The organism is Bacillus cereus (assembly GCF_025917685.1).
Classification (GTDB): Bacteria; Bacillota; Bacilli; order Bacillales; family Bacillaceae_G; genus Bacillus_A; species Bacillus_A cereus_AT.
Genome location: NZ_CP089518.1, coordinates 3,669,339 through 3,684,394, shown reverse-complemented (window position 1 = coordinate 3,684,394; position 15,056 = coordinate 3,669,339). Strand labels below are relative to the sequence as shown.

Sequence of the window (15,056 nt, the reverse complement as noted above, 5' to 3'; positions counted from 1 at the left end):
TTTCCGCTTCTTTTTCTATAAAAAATATGTGATGTTAAGAAAAAAACTTGACACTCTTTTATACTCCATGTAAACTAATTCATGTAAAGGGAAATCACTTAACAAAGGATGATCCAACATGCTCGAAAAAACAACGAGAATGAACTATTTATTTGATTTTTATCAATCGTTGTTAACGCAAAAACAAAGAAGTTATATGTCGCTTTATTATCTAGATGATTTATCTCTTGGTGAAATTGCGGAAGAATTTGATGTAAGCCGCCAAGCCGTGTATGATAACATTAAACGGACTGAAGCGATGCTTGAAGAATATGAAGATAAATTAGTATTACTTCAAAAGTTTCAAGAGCGACAGCGACTTGTTGCAAAGCTAAAACAGCTAATCAGCGAAGAAGAGCATGTGAATGAAGAAATGAAACAAGTTGTTGAAGCTATCGAAAAATTAGATTAGGAGGGCGGCAATATGGCATTTGAAGGATTAGCCGACCGACTTCAACAGACAATGCAAAAAATCCGCGGCAAAGGAAAAGTTTCTGAAGCCGATGTGAAAGAAATGATGAGAGAAGTTCGTCTAGCTCTTTTAGAAGCAGATGTTAACTTTAAAGTAGTAAAAGATTTTATAAAGCGTGTGTCTGAGCGTGCTGTCGGACAAGATGTAATGAAAAGTTTGACACCTGGACAACAAGTAATTAAAATCGTACAGGAAGAACTTACAGAACTTATGGGCGGAGAGCAAAGCAAAATTGCTGTTGCTAATAAGCCACCGACTGTTATTATGATGGTTGGTCTGCAAGGTGCGGGTAAAACAACGACAACAGGTAAGCTTGCGAATTTACTTCGTAAAAAGTATAATCGTAAACCGATGCTTGTTGCAGCAGATATTTACCGTCCAGCAGCGATTAAACAGCTTGAAACATTAGGGAAGCAATTGGACATGCCTGTTTTCTCTTTAGGAGATAAAGTAAGTCCAGTTGAAATTGCGAAACAAGCGATTGCAAAAGCAAAAGAAGATCATCACGATTATGTTTTAATTGATACAGCGGGTCGCCTGCATATTGATGAAGAACTAATGGATGAATTAGCGAAAGTTAAAGAAGTTGCGAAACCGGATGAAATTTTCCTTGTTGTCGATGCGATGACAGGACAAGACGCGGTAAATGTAGCACAAAGTTTCCATGAGCAGTTAGGTTTAACAGGTGTTGTATTAACGAAATTAGATGGTGATACGCGCGGTGGTGCGGCATTATCTATTAAGGCTGTAACAAACACACCAATTAAATTTGCTGGTATGGGCGAAAAACTAGATGCGATTGAAGCGTTCCATCCAGAACGTATGGCATCCCGTATTTTAGGGATGGGCGACGTCTTAACATTAATTGAAAAAGCGCAAGCTACAGTTGATGAAGAGAAAGCAAAAGAACTTGAGCAAAAAATGCGTACGCTTTCGTTTACGCTTGACGATTTCCTAGAACAACTTGGACAAGTGCGTCAACTTGGACCGCTTGACGAATTGTTAGGAATGCTTCCTGGTGCAAATAAAATTAAAGGGCTGAAAAATGCACAAGTTGATGAAAAACAAATTGGGCATATTGAGGCAATTATTCGTTCTATGACTAAATTAGAGCGAGAACAACCGGAAATAATCAATGCTAGTCGTAAAAAACGCATTGCCAAAGGTAGCGGTACAACCGTACAAGAAATTAATCGTCTAATCAAGCAATTTGATGATATGAAAAAAATGATGAAGACGATGACTGGAATGCAAAAAGGTAAGAAAAAAGGACTAGGTGGATTGAAGTTTCCATTCATGTAAGGAAAAAAGATGGCTCTGTTAAGAAAAAATACTTTACAAAGCAATAGTCTTTTTGCTAATATAATTATCTGTGTGAAATAAATTCGGAGGTGCTTTATAAATGGCAGTTAAAATTCGTTTAAAACGTATGGGAGCTAAAAAAACTCCTTTCTATCGTGTAGTTGTTGCAGATTCTTGTTCTCCTCGTGACGGACGTTTCATTGAGGAAATCGGTACTTACAATCCGGTTGCTCAACCAGCTGAAGTTAAGATCAACGAAGAAGCAGCATTAAAATGGTTAGGAAACGGTGCTAAACCATCTGATACAGTTCGTAACCTATTCTCTAACCAAGGTATCATGGAGAAATTCCACTTATCTAAACAAGGTAAGTAATTGAGGCAATGACTATGAAGAAGTTAGTCGAGACGATTGTCAAGCCTCTTGTCGATCATCCTGAAGATGTAAAAGTTACACAGGAACTTTGCAACGGAGAGATAAAGTATCGATTAACTGTACATCCTGAGGATGTTGGAAAAGTCATTGGAAAGCAAGGGAAGGTTGCGAAAGCAATTCGAATGCTCTTGTATTCAGTGGGACATCATAATGATGAAAAAGTAACACTGGAAATTCAATAAACGTAAAAAGGGCGAGGAGTTAATTCCTCTCCCTTTTTTAACATTTAAAGAGAAGTTGCATGTTCCATATATGAAATGGAGATGCTTAATTTATATAGAAACCAGGGGTGACATACTATTTATGACAAAATGGTTTAACGTAGGGAAAATTGTAAATACTCATGGCGTAAGAGGAGAAATTCGTGTAATTTCTCGTACTGATTTTCCGGAAGAGCGATATAAAGTAGGAAACACGTTATACATATGTAATGAGAAAGGTACAGACTATCTTCCAGTGAAGGTAAATTCTCATCGTCAACATAAGACATTTGATTTATTAACATTGGAAGGCTACAACAATGTAGATGAAGTAGAGAAGTTGAAAGGTTCTTTAATAAAAGTACCAGAAGAGCAGTTAGGCGAACTAGCTGAAGGTGAATACTATTATCATGAAATTATTGGTTGCAGTGTTGTAACGGAAGAAGGAGAAGCGTTAGGAACGATCAAAGAGATCCTATCTCCTGGTGCGAATGATGTATGGGTGATTAAGCGTCCAAAAGGTCAAGATCTTTTAATTCCTTATATCGATGACGTTGTACTACAAGTTAACATTGAGAATAAATTAGTAACCATTCATGTAATGGAAGGGTTGCTATAATGAAAATTGACATTTTAACATTGTTTCCAGATATGTTTACGGGTGTGTTTGGGTCTTCAATTTTAAAGAAAGCACAAGAAAAAGAAGCGGTAGAGCTTCGTGTTGTCAATTTCCGTGATTATACAACTAGTAAGCATAATAGTGTAGATGATTATCCGTATGGTGGGGGAGCTGGGATGGTATTAACTCCTCAGCCTATCTTTGATGCGGTGGAAGAGTTAACGAAGGAAACAGACCGTAAACCGAGAATCGTCTTAATGTGTCCACAAGGAGAGTGTTTTACGCAGAGGAAGGCAGAAGAGCTTGCTGAAGAAGAGCATGTTATTTTTGTATGTGGCCATTATGAAGGGTACGATGAACGAATTCGTGAACATCTTGTAACAGATGAGATTTCTATTGGTGATTACGTATTGACCGGTGGAGAATTAGCCTCAATGGTGATTACTGATAGTGTTGTACGTCTCCTGCCAGGAGTGCTAGGGAATCAAACGTCACAAGTGGAAGACTCTTTTAGCACAGGCTTGTTAGAACATCCACATTATACACGTCCTGCTGATTTTCGTGGTATGAAGGTACCGGATGTATTAATGTCAGGAAATCATAAAAACATTGATGAATGGCGCCATAAAGAATCCTTGCGTCGCACGTATACGCGTAGACCAGATTTACTAGAAGAGCGAGAATTATCTAAGCAGGAAGAGAAATGGCTGGAGCAAATTAAAAAAGACCAATAAGGGCTTGATATATTTTCTATTGCAACAGTCCTAGCAATATGCTATTATAACATTTGTGCTACTGAAATCAGTAGCCGTATTAACGATGTTCCGCTGTAATTTATTAAGACTTTATAAGAGCATCTGTTTAAAGGAGAGAATTTAATATGCAACAATTAATCGCAGAAATTACAAAAGGCCAATTAAAAACTGACCTTCCTTCATTCCGTCCTGGAGACACTTTACGTGTACACGTAAAAGTAGTTGAGGGAACTCGTGAAAGAATTCAGCTTTTCGAAGGTGTTGTAATCAAACGTCGTGGTGGCGGAATCAGTGAAACATTCACAGTTCGTAAGATTTCTTACGGCGTAGGTGTTGAGCGTACATTCCCAGTTCACACGCCAAGAATCGCGAACATCGAAGTACTTCGCCGTGGTAAAGTACGTCGTGCTAAGTTATACTACTTACGTAACCTTCGCGGTAAAAAAGCACGTATTAAAGAAATTCGATAAGACATGTATGGGAGCTTGTAAATGCACAAGCTCCCTTTTTCCAATCTATATAAAATTTTGATATAATACGAGCAGCTTACATAATTGTGGAGGGGAAATGCATGAAGAAAGAAAAGAGTTCACTTTGGGAATGGATCAAAGCAATTTTGATTGCTATTGTATTAGCGGGCGTTATTAGACAGTTTTTCTTTGCGCCAATTCTCGTAGATGGTGTATCGATGTCACCAACTTTACATGACCGTGATCGAATGATTGTTAATAAAATAGGTTATCACATAGGTGATCCGAAGCGCTTTGATATTATTGTATTTCGAGCGACGGAAGAAAAAGATTATATTAAGCGTATTATCGGCTTACCAGGCGATGAAATCGAATATCGTAATGATACGCTATACGTTAATGGAAAAGCTTATGAGGAGCCGTATTTAGACAAACAGAAAAAACAAATTTCTGACGGACCGCTTACATATGATTTTACTCTTGAAGAAATGACTGGAAAGAAAACTGTCCCAGAAGGTCAATTATTTGTTTTAGGTGATAATCGCCGTTTTAGTAAAGATAGCCGGACAATTGGTACCATTTCAGTGGACCAAGTAATTGGTAATGCAAATATGTTATATTGGCCGTTAAAAGACGCACGTATTGTGAAATAACAGAAAAAGAAGGTGGCAACATGGCAATTCAATGGTTCCCAGGACATATGGCAAAGGCTAGACGCCAAGTAACAGAAAAATTAAAGTTAATCGATGTTGTAATTGAGCTTGTAGATGCTCGATTACCTTTATCTTCTCGAAATCCGATGATTGATGAAATTATTACACATAAACCGAGACTGGTTGTTTTAAATAAGGCAGATATGGCAGACGATCGTTTAACGAAACAATGGATCGCGTATTTTAAAGAAAAGGGCCATAAGGCAATTTCAATTAACGCGCAAGCTGGACAAGGTATGAAAGAAATTGCAGCAGCTTGTAAAATACTTGTTAAAGAAAAATTTGATAAAATGGTTGCTAAAGGTATTAGACCGAGAGCGATTCGTGCTTTAATTGTAGGTATTCCAAATGTTGGTAAATCTACTTTGATTAATAAATTAGCGAAGAAGAATATCGCAAAAACAGGAGATCGTCCTGGAGTAACTACGGCTCAGCAGTGGATTAAAGTTGGAAAAGAAATGGAGTTACTTGATACACCGGGTATTTTGTGGCCTAAATTTGAAGATCAATTAGTTGGTTTACGTCTAGCTACGACTGGTGCAATTAAAGACTCTATTTTAAATCTACAAGATGTAGCTGTTTATGCATTACGTTTTATGGAGAAACATTATCCAGAACGATTAAAAGAGCGATATAATTTAAATGACATTCCAGAAGATATTGTGGAGTTATTTGATGCAATCGGAAAAAACAGAGGTTGCCTAATGGGCGGCGGCATGATTGACTATGATAAAACATCTGAACTTGTACTTCGTGAGCTTCGTGGTGGTAAACTTGGAAAAATGACGTTTGAAACACCAGAAGAGTATGCAGAGCAGGTAGAAGATGTGGAAAAAGTAGAAGAAGTATAAGACGTGCGTATGTGCGTCTTTTCTTTTTGGATACGTTTAAAAAGGAGTGTAGATAGATGCAAAAAATGACTATACAAGAAGCCGAATGTTTGCTACAAGAAATTATAAATGAAGAAGATGAGCGTTTTCAAATGTTAGTGAAAGACGAGAGAAAAGGTGTTCAAAAATTAATTTTGAAGTGGTATAAACAAAAAGAGTTAGCACACAAGGAAAAAGAAAAATTTCTAGAAATGTCTAAGTATGAACATGCTTTGCGTGAAAAAGGAATCATGTACATTGCTGGCATTGATGAAGTGGGACGAGGACCGTTAGCTGGACCTGTTGTGACGGCTGCTGTTGTCCTTCCAGAAGAGTTTTATGTTCCAGGGTTAAATGACTCGAAAAAGTTGAGTGAAGCGAAACGAGAGCGTTTTTATGATGAAATTAAAGAGCATGCAATTGCAATTGGAGTTGGAATTGTATCACCACAAATTATTGATGAAATCAATATTTATCAAGCAACGAAGCAAGCGATGTTAGATGCAGTTGCCAATTTATCATGTACACCAGAATATTTATTAATCGATGCGATGAAGTTGCCTACATCAATTCCGCAAACATCAATCATTAAAGGTGATGCGAAAAGTATATCTATTTCAGCTGCATCTATTATTGCGAAAGTGACAAGAGATCGTATGATGAAAGAGTTAGGTAAAAAGTATCCTGCATATGGATTTGAACAACATATGGGATATGGGACGAAACAGCATTTAGAAGCGATTGAATCACATGGAGTGTTAGAGGAACATCGGAAATCATTTGCGCCAATTAAAGGTATGATTTAAAAATAAGCTGTGAATATACAGCTTATTTTTTTATTTTGGTATATGAACATTATTATTTTCGAAAAAGAATAAAGCGATTTCAGTTTTCTGACACTTTATTGTAGACAGCGTGCCAATCATCTTATACAATGGCAATGTAATGTTTTTTAAACATTAAAAAACTTTTCGAGTAAAACAGGAAAACAGGGGAGGATGGGACCATGAATATCCATGAGTACCAAGGTAAGGCAGTCCTTAGAAGCTATGGGGTTAGCGTTCCGAACGGGAAGGTTGCATTTACAGTAGAAGAAGCTGTAGAAGCAGCTAAAGAATTAGGAACGGAAGTATGTGTAGTTAAAGCGCAAATTCACGCTGGTGGACGCGGCAAAGCTGGCGGAGTAAAAGTTGCGAAAAATTTAGAAGAAGTTCGTACATATGCAGAAAGCATTTTAGGAACTACACTTGTGACGCATCAAACAGGTCCTGAAGGTAAGGAAGTAAAACGCTTACTTATCGAAGAAGGTTGCGATATTAAAAAAGAATATTATGTAGGTCTTGTGTTAGATCGTGCAACTTCTCAAGTTGTTTTAATGGCATCTGAAGAAGGTGGAACAGAAATTGAAGAAGTAGCAGAAAAAACACCTGAAAAAATCTTTAAAGAATATATTGATCCAGCAGTAGGTTTACAAGGTTTCCAAGCACGTCGAATCGCGTTTAACATCAATATTCCAAAAGAGCTTGTAGGACAAGCTGTGAAGTTTATGATGGGCTTATATAGTGCGTTTATCGAAAAAGATTGCTCTATCGCTGAGATTAATCCACTTGTTACAACAGGTGACGGTAAAGTTATGGCTTTAGATGCGAAATTAAACTTCGATTCTAATGCGTTATATCGCCATAAAGACATTTTAGAACTTCGTGATCTTGATGAAGAAGATTCAAAAGAAATTGAAGCTTCTAAATATGACTTAAACTACATTCCTTTAGATGGAAATATCGGTTGTATGGTTAATGGTGCAGGTTTAGCAATGGCTACAATGGATATCATTAAACATTACCATGGTGATCCAGCTAACTTCTTAGATGTTGGTGGCGGCGCGACAGCTGAAAAAGTTACAGAAGCATTCAAAATTATCCTTTCTGACAAAAATGTAAAAGGTATCTTCGTTAACATTTTTGGTGGCATTATGAAGTGTGATGTTATTGCAGAAGGTGTTATTGAAGCAACGAAGCAAGTGGGTCTTGAGTTACCTTTAGTTGTACGTCTTGAAGGTACAAACGTAGAGTTAGGTAAGAAGATTTTAAATGAGTCTGGCTTAAATATTGTTGCAGCAGAATCTATGGCAGACGGTGCACAAAAAATTGTTTCACTAGTGGGCTAATAGAAAGCGGGGGAGAAAAATGAGCGTATTAGTTAATAAAGATACAAAAGTTATTGTTCAAGGTATTACAGGTTCTCAAGGATTATTCCACACAAAACAAATGATTGAATATGGTACGAAAATTGTCGGTGGTGTAACGCCAGGTAAAGGTGGCACTGATATTGAAGGTGTACCAGTATTTGATACTGTAGAAGATGCAGTGAAAGCAACAGGCGCAAATGCTTCAGTTGTATACGTTCCACCCGCTTTTGCGGCTGATGCTATTATGGAAGCAGTTGATGCAAAGATTGATTTAGTAGTATGTATTACTGAAGGAATCCCTGTATTAGATATGGTAAATGTAAAGAGATACATGGCAGGTAAACATACACGTTTACTTGGACCAAACTGTCCTGGTGTCATTACACCTGATGAATGTAAAATTGGTATTATGCCAGGATACATTCATAAAAAAGGTCATGTGGGTATCGTATCTCGCTCTGGTACATTAACGTATGAAGCTGTACATCAGTTAACACAAGAAGGCATTGGCCAATCTACTGCTGTAGGTATCGGTGGGGACCCTGTTAACGGTACAGACTTTATTGATGCGCTAAAAGCATTTAATGAAGATGAAGAAACACATGCTGTAATTATGATTGGTGAAATCGGCGGTACGGCAGAAGAAGAAGCAGCTGAGTGGGTAAAAGCTAATATGACAAAACCGGTTGTCGGCTTCATTGGTGGCCAAACTGCGCCTGAAGGTAAACGTATGGGCCATGCCGGTGCAATCATTTCTGGCGGTAAAGGAACTGCTGCGGAAAAGATTAAAACAATGGAAGCTTGTGGTATTAAAGTAGCTGAAACGCCAGCTGTTATGGGTGAAACATTAATCTCTGTTTTAAAAGAAAAGGGATTATTTGAAACTTGTAAAAACTATTAATCTTTTTGAAAGACACCTTCTTGTTTGAGGGTGTCTTTTTATACTTTTTCTGTTTACATAATAAAAATTATGGGTAAGGAGAATTGGGATGAAAAGAGAACGATTATTGCACCTACATTACATGTTGGCGGATCATTGGAAAGCGATGGAGAGGATACTATATGTTGATCCAGAATTGAATGGGATGTACACTTTTAGTGCAAAGCAATTTGAATATTACGCTGGAATATCCTCGAAAAAATCTTCAGAACTAGTAAATTTTCTTCAGAATGCAAGTCTCCCGCAATATATCTCCTATTTAGAAAAAAATCGAATGTTTTATATGACTATATGGGATGAGGATTATCCAAAATTATTGCGAGAAATACAAGATCCTCCTTTTATTTTATATGGAAAGGGGGAGAGGGCTGTTCTTAGTAAAGTAAATAAATTAGCGATTGTTGGGACGAGAGATCCGTCTTTATACGGAAAGAAGAGTATGGAATTTATTTTACACCCTTTACTTGAAAAGGAATGGCTTATTGTTAGTGGGTTTGCAAGAGGAATAGATACAATTGCTCACGAAGTTACAGTAAGTCAACGTTGCCCGACTATTGCAATCTTAGGACATGGATTATCTTATATGTATCCGAAAGAGAATAGACGTTTATATGACACGTGCAAAGACTATATATTGCTATTGACAGAGTATCCTCCGCATTATGCACCGAAAAAATGGTATTTTCCAAAAAGAAATCGAATTATTAGTGGAATAAGTAAAGGGGTTTTAGTTGTAGAAGCAAAATCGAGAAGTGGATCACTTATTACTGCAGACCTTGCATTAGAGCAAAATAGAGAGGTATTTGCCCTTCCTGGACCAATATTTATAGATAGTGCATCAGGAACGAATTATCTTATTCAACAAGGTGCAAAATTAGTACGAAATGCAGAGGATATCCTGGAGGAAATTATAAATTAACCTTATATTTTTATGTTTTTATTAAACAATTATTGACAAATGGTAGATTGTCACTGTATGGTATATTCATTCTTGATTGACAAAAACAAGAGAAATCAATAAGATTAATGAAGACTTGAATCCACCTCTTAAGGAGGCACTAGCATGTCAGATTACCTCGTAATCGTGGAGTCGCCTTCTAAGGCGAAGACCATTGAGAAATATTTAGGGAAAAAATACAAAGTCGTTGCGTCCATGGGACATGTTCGCGATTTACCTAAAAGCCAAATGGGGATAGAAGTAAAGAATAACTTCACCCCGAAGTATATTACCATTCGTGGTAAAGGTCCCGTTTTAAAAGATTTAAAATCAGCGGCAAAAAAAGCAAAGAAAGTCTATCTCGCGGCCGATCCAGACCGCGAAGGGGAAGCAATTGCTTGGCATTTAGCGAATACGTTAAATGTGGACGTTGAATCAGATTGCCGAGTGGTATTTAATGAGATTACAAAAGATGCAATAAAAGAATCATTTAAACATCCTCGGGCAATTAATATGGATTTAGTAGATGCGCAACAAGCAAGGCGTATACTCGATCGTCTTGTTGGTTACAATATTAGTCCTTTATTATGGAAGAAAGTAAAAAAAGGATTAAGTGCAGGACGCGTACAATCTGTAGCAGTTCGTTTAATTATCGAACGTGAAAAAGAAATTCAAAACTTTGAACCTGAAGAATTCTGGACAATTAAAACAGAATTTGTGAAAGGTAAAGACACATTTGAAGCAAGCTTTTACGGTGTAGATGGTGAAAAAGTTCAATTAACGAACGAAGAACAAGTGAACGAAATAATCGAAAAGATGAAAGATAATGCGTTTTCGGTTGAAAATGTAACGCGAAAAGAGCGAAAGCGTAATCCGGCATTACCGTTTACAACATCTTCCTTGCAACAAGAAGCTGCACGTAAATTAAATATGCGAGCAAAGAAAACAATGATGCTTGCGCAGCAATTGTATGAAGGGATAGATCTTGGAAAGCAAGGGACTGTAGGTCTTATTACGTATATGAGAACCGATTCAACAAGGATCTCAGAAACAGCTCAAACAGAGGCTCGTACTTATATTACAGAGTCGTTCGGTGCGGAATACATAGGGACAGAGAAGAAGAAAGAAACGAAAAAGTCGAATGCACAAGATGCGCATGAGGCGATTCGTCCTACTTCGGTAATGAGAAAGCCAGAGGAACTAAAAAGTTTCTTAGGTCGTGATCAACTACGTTTGTATAAACTGATTTGGGAGCGATTTGTTGCAAGTCAAATGGCATCTGCTATAATGGATACTGTTACAGCGAAACTCATTAATAACAATGTTCAGTTCCGTGCAAGTGGATCGGTTGTAAAGTTTCCAGGATTTATGAAAGTGTATGTAGAGTCGAAAGATGATGGTGCGGAAGAAAAAGATAAAATGTTGCCACCTTTAGAAGTAGGGGAAACTGTATTTTCAAAAGATATAGAACCGAAGCAACATTTCACACAACCTCCGCCGCGTTATACAGAGGCTCGTCTAGTAAGAACACTTGAGGAACTTGGAATTGGGAGACCTTCTACATATGTACCGACACTTGAAACGATTCAAAAACGTGGATACGTTGGTTTAGATAATAAACGCTTCGTTCCGACTGAACTTGGTGGAATAGTAATCGAACTTATTTTAGAGTTTTTCCCGGAAATTATTAACATTGAATTTACTGCCAATATGGAGCAAAGCCTTGATGAAGTAGAAGAAGGAAATGCGAATTGGGTGAAAATTGTTGATGATTTCTACGTAGAATTTGAACCGCGCTTAGAGAAAGCGGAAAAAGAAATGCGTGAAGTGGAAATTAAAGATGAACCAGCTGGGGAAGACTGTGAATTATGTGAGCACCCAATGGTCTTTAAAATGGGTAAATACGGGAAGTTTATGGCATGTTCGAATTTCCCTGATTGTCGTAATACAAAGCCGATTGTGAAAGAAATCGGTGTTACTTGTCCGAAGTGTGATAAAGGACAGATTATTGAACGTCGAAGTAATAAAAAGAAACGTCTTTTCTATGGGTGCGGTACGTATCCAGAGTGTGACTTTGTATCTTGGGATAAGCCAATTGGCCGTAAATGTCCGAAGTGCGAAGGTATGCTTGTAGAGAAGAAGTTGAAAAAAGGCGTGCAAGTACAATGTATTTCGTGTGATTATGAAGAAGAACAACAAATGTGAGCGTAACTGCTCACATTTTTTTCGGGAAGAAAAGGAAAGGTGATATATATGACAACACAAGTAGTAAACGTCATTGGCGCAGGTCTTGCAGGAAGCGAAGCAGCTTATCAAATTGCAAAACGTGGTGTCCAAGTAAGATTATATGAAATGAGACCAGTAAGGCAAACGCCAGCTCATCACACAGATAAATTTGCAGAGCTAGTATGCAGTAACTCGCTTCGCGCAAACACATTAACAAATGCTGTTGGTGTTATTAAAGAAGAGATGCGCCTAATGGATTCTGTTATTATTCGTGCAGCTGATGAGTGCTCTGTACCAGCAGGAGGAGCTTTAGCTGTAGATCGTCATGAATTTGCGGCAAAGGTAACTGAGTATGTGAAAAATCATCCAAACGTAACTGTGATGAATGAAGAAATCACTGAAATTCCAGAAGGACCTACTGTTATCGCGACAGGTCCACTTACGTCTCCTGATCTTGCTGCACAATTAAAAGAATTAACAGGTGAAGATTATTTTTATTTCTATGATGCTGCAGCACCAATTGTTGAGAAAGACAGCATTGATATGAATAAAGTATATTTAAAATCTCGTTATGATAAAGGTGAAGCTGCATATTTAAACTGTCCAATGACAGAAGAAGAGTTTGATCGCTTTTATGAAGCATTAATTGCTGCTGAGACAGTGCCTTTAAAAGAATTTGAAAAAGAAATTTTCTTTGAAGGTTGTATGCCAGTAGAAGTTATGGCAAGTAGAGGAAGACAGACGTTAGTATTTGGACCGATGAAACCTGTTGGATTAGAAGATCCGAAAACAGGAAAAACACCATATGCAGTTGTTCAGCTACGTCAAGATGATGCGGCAGGAACGTTATACAATATTGTAGGCTTCCAAACACATTTAAAGTGGGGGCCACAAAAAGAAGTATTGCAGCTAATTCCAGGACTAGAAAACGCAGAAATTGTACGTTATGGTGTAATGCATCGTAATACGTTTATTAATTCGCCTAACTTACTTCGTCCAACATATCAATATAAACAACGCGATGATTTATTCTTCGCCGGTCAAATGACTGGAGTAGAGGGATATGTTGAATCGGCAGCGTCAGGATTACTGGCAGGTATTAACGCTGCTCGACTTGTAAAAGGTGAAGAGCCAGTTGTACTACCATCTGTAACTGCAATGGGAAGTATGGCAAATTATATTACAGCGACTAATGCGAAAAACTTCCAACCAATGAATGCAAACTTCGGGCTATTTGCACCGTTAGAGAAGAAAATTAAAAAGAAACAAGAGCGAAATGAAGCGTATGCTACACGCGCTTTAGAAATGATTCAAAATTTTGTAAATATTTAGTTAAATTTCTTGCAAAGGCTACTAAGTTGTGATACGATTTAGTAGCCTTTATTGAGGTGAGTTATGTGAATGTGAAGAAATTGTTACAATTATTCGTAGGATATTTACAAATTGAAAGAAATTATTCAAAATATACAATTGCAAGTTATCAAAATGATTTAGAACATTTTGTGCAATTTATGGAGCGAGAAGGCATATCCTCTTTTTTAGATGTTACATACGCGGATGTTCGTTTATACTTAACGACGTTGCACGATGAAAAGTTAGCCCGTAAATCTGTCGCAAGAAAAGTATCAAGTTTACGAAGTTTATATCGTTTTTTGATGCGAGAAGGTTATCAAAAAGATAATCCGTTTGCACTTGCGTCACTCCCCAAAAAAGAATTGTCAATCCCAAAGTTTTTATATGCTGAAGAGTTAGAGGAATTATTTGAAGTTTCTGACGCGGAAACACCATTAGGTCAAAGGAATCAAGCATTATTAGAGTTGATGTATGCGACTGGTATCCGTGTGAGTGAATGTGTCAATTTACAACTTACCGATATTGACTTTGCGGTGGGAACAGTTTTAGTAATGGGAAAAGGAAAAAAACAAAGGTATATTCCGTTCGGAAGCTATGCGCAAGATTCTTTAGTTACTTATATAGAGAATGGGAGAAAACAGTTAGTTAATAAGACTGATGAAGACTCTCATATGGTATTTTTAAATGCGAAAGGTACGCCGCTAACAAGTCGTGGAGTTCGTTATGTTTTAAACGAACTCATTAAAAAGGCTTCGCTGACAATGCGGATAAGTCCCCATATGTTAAGGCATACATTTGCTACACATATGTTAGATGAAGGGGCGGATTTACGTACTGTCCAGGAGCTATTAGGCCATGAGAATTTGTCGACGACACAAATTTATACGCATGTCTCTAAAGAAAGATTGCGTTCTGTTTACATGAAGCATCACCCGCGGGCATAAATTGCTTTTAAAGCTATAAAAACATATAAAGGAGTTTTTTCTATGGGAAATTTCCACGCTACAACGATATTTGCAGTTCATCATAATGGAGAATGTGCAATGGCTGGAGATGGTCAGGTGACAATGGGAAATGCAGTTGTAATGAAACATACAGCTCGTAAAGTCCGTAAACTTTTCCAAGGGAAAGTTTTAGCTGGTTTTGCAGGTTCAGTTGCGGACGCATTTACTCTTTTTGAAATGTTTGAAGGGAAATTAGAAGAGTATAACGGGAACTTACAGCGAGCTGCAGTTGAAATGGCGAAACAATGGCGTGGGGATAAAATGCTGCGTCAGTTAGAAGCGATGCTCATTGTCATGGACAAAACAACTATGCTCCTTGTTTCGGGTACAGGAGAAGTAATTGAACCCGATGATGGTATTTTAGCAATTGGATCTGGTGGAAATTATGCACTTTCTGCAGGTCGTGCTTTAAAACAATATGCAAGTGAACATTTAACTGCGAAGCAGATTGCGAAAGCGAGTTTAGAAATTGCAGGCGATATTTGTGTTTATACGAACCACAACATAATTGTTGAAGAATTGTAGAATCGTAAGGG

The 15,056-nt window shown here is 37.6% G+C and carries 17 protein-coding genes; all 17 read left to right on the top strand.

Annotated features, from left to right (window positions below):
• Nucleotides 1-118 precede the first annotated feature (118 nt).
• The 17 genes from LUS72_RS19035 to hslV all read left to right on the top strand — a co-directional run bounded on the left by LUS72_RS19035 (nt 119) and on the right by hslV (nt 15,045).
• Nucleotides 119-451: a putative DNA-binding protein gene (locus LUS72_RS19035; RefSeq protein ID WP_000891061.1), complete on the top strand. Its 333-nt coding sequence runs from the start codon at nt 119-121 to the stop codon at nt 449-451.
• A 12-nt stretch (nt 452-463) separates the two neighbouring features.
• A complete protein-coding gene (gene ffh / locus LUS72_RS19030; protein WP_097830956.1) occupies nt 464-1,813 on the top strand; it encodes a signal recognition particle protein in 1,350 nt (449 codons plus the stop codon).
• 100 nt (nt 1,814-1,913) lie between these two features.
• The gene (gene rpsP, locus LUS72_RS19025) at nt 1,914-2,186 is read left to right on the top strand and encodes a 30S ribosomal protein S16 (RefSeq protein ID WP_264447939.1); all 273 of its coding nucleotides are present in this window, start codon (nt 1,914-1,916) and stop codon (nt 2,184-2,186) included.
• A gap of 14 nt (nt 2,187-2,200) precedes the next feature.
• Nucleotides 2,201-2,428, top strand: a complete 228-nt coding sequence (locus LUS72_RS19020; RefSeq protein WP_000737392.1) for a KH domain-containing protein — start codon at nt 2,201-2,203, stop codon at nt 2,426-2,428.
• A 121-nt stretch (nt 2,429-2,549) separates the two neighbouring features.
• Nucleotides 2,550-3,065 (top strand): ribosome maturation factor RimM, encoded by a 516-nt coding sequence (rimM, locus tag LUS72_RS19015; protein WP_097830957.1) that lies wholly within the window; start codon nt 2,550-2,552, stop codon nt 3,063-3,065.
• Nucleotides 3,065-3,799: a tRNA (guanosine(37)-N1)-methyltransferase TrmD gene (gene trmD, locus LUS72_RS19010; protein ID WP_264447936.1), complete on the top strand. Its 735-nt coding sequence runs from the start codon at nt 3,065-3,067 to the stop codon at nt 3,797-3,799. The genes rimM and trmD overlap by 1 nt, the downstream gene beginning before the upstream one ends.
• A gap of 146 nt (nt 3,800-3,945) precedes the next feature.
• Complete coding sequence (gene rplS / locus LUS72_RS19005) at nt 3,946-4,290, top strand: 50S ribosomal protein L19 (RefSeq protein ID WP_001186517.1); 345 nt, start codon at nt 3,946-3,948, stop codon at nt 4,288-4,290.
• A 101-nt stretch (nt 4,291-4,391) separates the two neighbouring features.
• Entirely contained in the window at nt 4,392-4,943 is a 552-nt protein-coding gene (gene lepB / locus LUS72_RS19000; RefSeq protein ID WP_097830958.1) for a signal peptidase I, read from the top strand.
• 20 nt (nt 4,944-4,963) lie between these two features.
• The gene (ylqF, locus tag LUS72_RS18995; RefSeq protein ID WP_097830959.1) at nt 4,964-5,854 is read left to right on the top strand and encodes a ribosome biogenesis GTPase YlqF; all 891 of its coding nucleotides are present in this window, start codon (nt 4,964-4,966) and stop codon (nt 5,852-5,854) included.
• Nucleotides 5,855-5,910: 56 nt separating this feature from the next.
• Nucleotides 5,911-6,678 carry a ribonuclease HII gene (locus LUS72_RS18990; protein WP_097830960.1) on the top strand — a complete coding sequence of 256 codons (768 nt, stop codon included), beginning with the start codon at nt 5,911-5,913 and terminating at the stop codon, nt 6,676-6,678.
• Nucleotides 6,679-6,878: 200 nt separating this feature from the next.
• On the top strand, nt 6,879-8,039 hold the full coding sequence (gene sucC / locus LUS72_RS18985) for an ADP-forming succinate--CoA ligase subunit beta (RefSeq protein ID WP_001020797.1): 1,161 nt from the start codon (nt 6,879-6,881) through the stop codon (nt 8,037-8,039).
• Between the two features lie 19 nt (nt 8,040-8,058).
• On the top strand, nt 8,059-8,961 hold the full coding sequence (gene sucD, locus LUS72_RS18980) for a succinate--CoA ligase subunit alpha (protein ID WP_000115185.1): 903 nt from the start codon (nt 8,059-8,061) through the stop codon (nt 8,959-8,961).
• 88 nt (nt 8,962-9,049) lie between these two features.
• Nucleotides 9,050-9,919: a DNA-processing protein DprA gene (dprA, locus tag LUS72_RS18975; protein WP_098361637.1), complete on the top strand. Its 870-nt coding sequence runs from the start codon at nt 9,050-9,052 to the stop codon at nt 9,917-9,919.
• 144 nt (nt 9,920-10,063) lie between these two features.
• Entirely contained in the window at nt 10,064-12,142 is a 2,079-nt protein-coding gene (gene topA / locus LUS72_RS18970; protein ID WP_097830962.1) for a type I DNA topoisomerase, read from the top strand.
• Between the two features lie 48 nt (nt 12,143-12,190).
• Nucleotides 12,191-13,495: an FADH(2)-oxidizing methylenetetrahydrofolate--tRNA-(uracil(54)-C(5))-methyltransferase TrmFO gene (gene trmFO / locus LUS72_RS18965; protein WP_264447926.1), complete on the top strand. Its 1,305-nt coding sequence runs from the start codon at nt 12,191-12,193 to the stop codon at nt 13,493-13,495.
• A 65-nt stretch (nt 13,496-13,560) separates the two neighbouring features.
• Nucleotides 13,561-14,460, top strand: coding sequence for a tyrosine recombinase XerC (xerC, locus tag LUS72_RS18960; RefSeq protein ID WP_097830964.1), 900 nt, complete (start codon nt 13,561-13,563; stop codon nt 14,458-14,460).
• 42 nt (nt 14,461-14,502) lie between these two features.
• Nucleotides 14,503-15,045 (top strand): ATP-dependent protease proteolytic subunit HslV, encoded by a 543-nt coding sequence (gene hslV, locus LUS72_RS18955; protein ID WP_000526272.1) that lies wholly within the window; start codon nt 14,503-14,505, stop codon nt 15,043-15,045.
• The last annotated feature ends 11 nt before the right edge of the window (nt 15,046-15,056 follow it).

Bases quoted from the DNA above. Each gene is read 5' to 3' on its own strand.
- LUS72_RS19035 (WP_000891061.1), top strand. From the start codon at position 119: ATGCTCGAAAAAACAACGAGAATGAACTATTTATTTGATTTTTATCAA.
- ffh (WP_097830956.1), top strand. From the start codon at position 464: ATGGCATTTGAAGGATTAGCCGACCGACTTCAACAGACAATGCAAAAA.
- rpsP (WP_264447939.1), top strand. From the start codon at position 1,914: ATGGCAGTTAAAATTCGTTTAAAACGTATGGGAGCTAAAAAAACTCCT.
- LUS72_RS19020 (WP_000737392.1), top strand. From the start codon at position 2,201: ATGAAGAAGTTAGTCGAGACGATTGTCAAGCCTCTTGTCGATCATCCT.
- rimM (WP_097830957.1), top strand. From the start codon at position 2,550: ATGACAAAATGGTTTAACGTAGGGAAAATTGTAAATACTCATGGCGTA.
- trmD (WP_264447936.1), top strand. From the start codon at position 3,065: ATGAAAATTGACATTTTAACATTGTTTCCAGATATGTTTACGGGTGTG.
- rplS (WP_001186517.1), top strand. From the start codon at position 3,946: ATGCAACAATTAATCGCAGAAATTACAAAAGGCCAATTAAAAACTGAC.
- lepB (WP_097830958.1), top strand. From the start codon at position 4,392: ATGAAGAAAGAAAAGAGTTCACTTTGGGAATGGATCAAAGCAATTTTG.
- ylqF (WP_097830959.1), top strand. From the start codon at position 4,964: ATGGCAATTCAATGGTTCCCAGGACATATGGCAAAGGCTAGACGCCAA.
- LUS72_RS18990 (WP_097830960.1), top strand. From the start codon at position 5,911: ATGCAAAAAATGACTATACAAGAAGCCGAATGTTTGCTACAAGAAATT.
- sucC (WP_001020797.1), top strand. From the start codon at position 6,879: ATGAATATCCATGAGTACCAAGGTAAGGCAGTCCTTAGAAGCTATGGG.
- sucD (WP_000115185.1), top strand. From the start codon at position 8,059: ATGAGCGTATTAGTTAATAAAGATACAAAAGTTATTGTTCAAGGTATT.
- dprA (WP_098361637.1), top strand. From the start codon at position 9,050: ATGAAAAGAGAACGATTATTGCACCTACATTACATGTTGGCGGATCAT.
- topA (WP_097830962.1), top strand. From the start codon at position 10,064: ATGTCAGATTACCTCGTAATCGTGGAGTCGCCTTCTAAGGCGAAGACC.
- trmFO (WP_264447926.1), top strand. From the start codon at position 12,191: ATGACAACACAAGTAGTAAACGTCATTGGCGCAGGTCTTGCAGGAAGC.
- hslV (WP_000526272.1), top strand. From the start codon at position 14,503: ATGGGAAATTTCCACGCTACAACGATATTTGCAGTTCATCATAATGGA.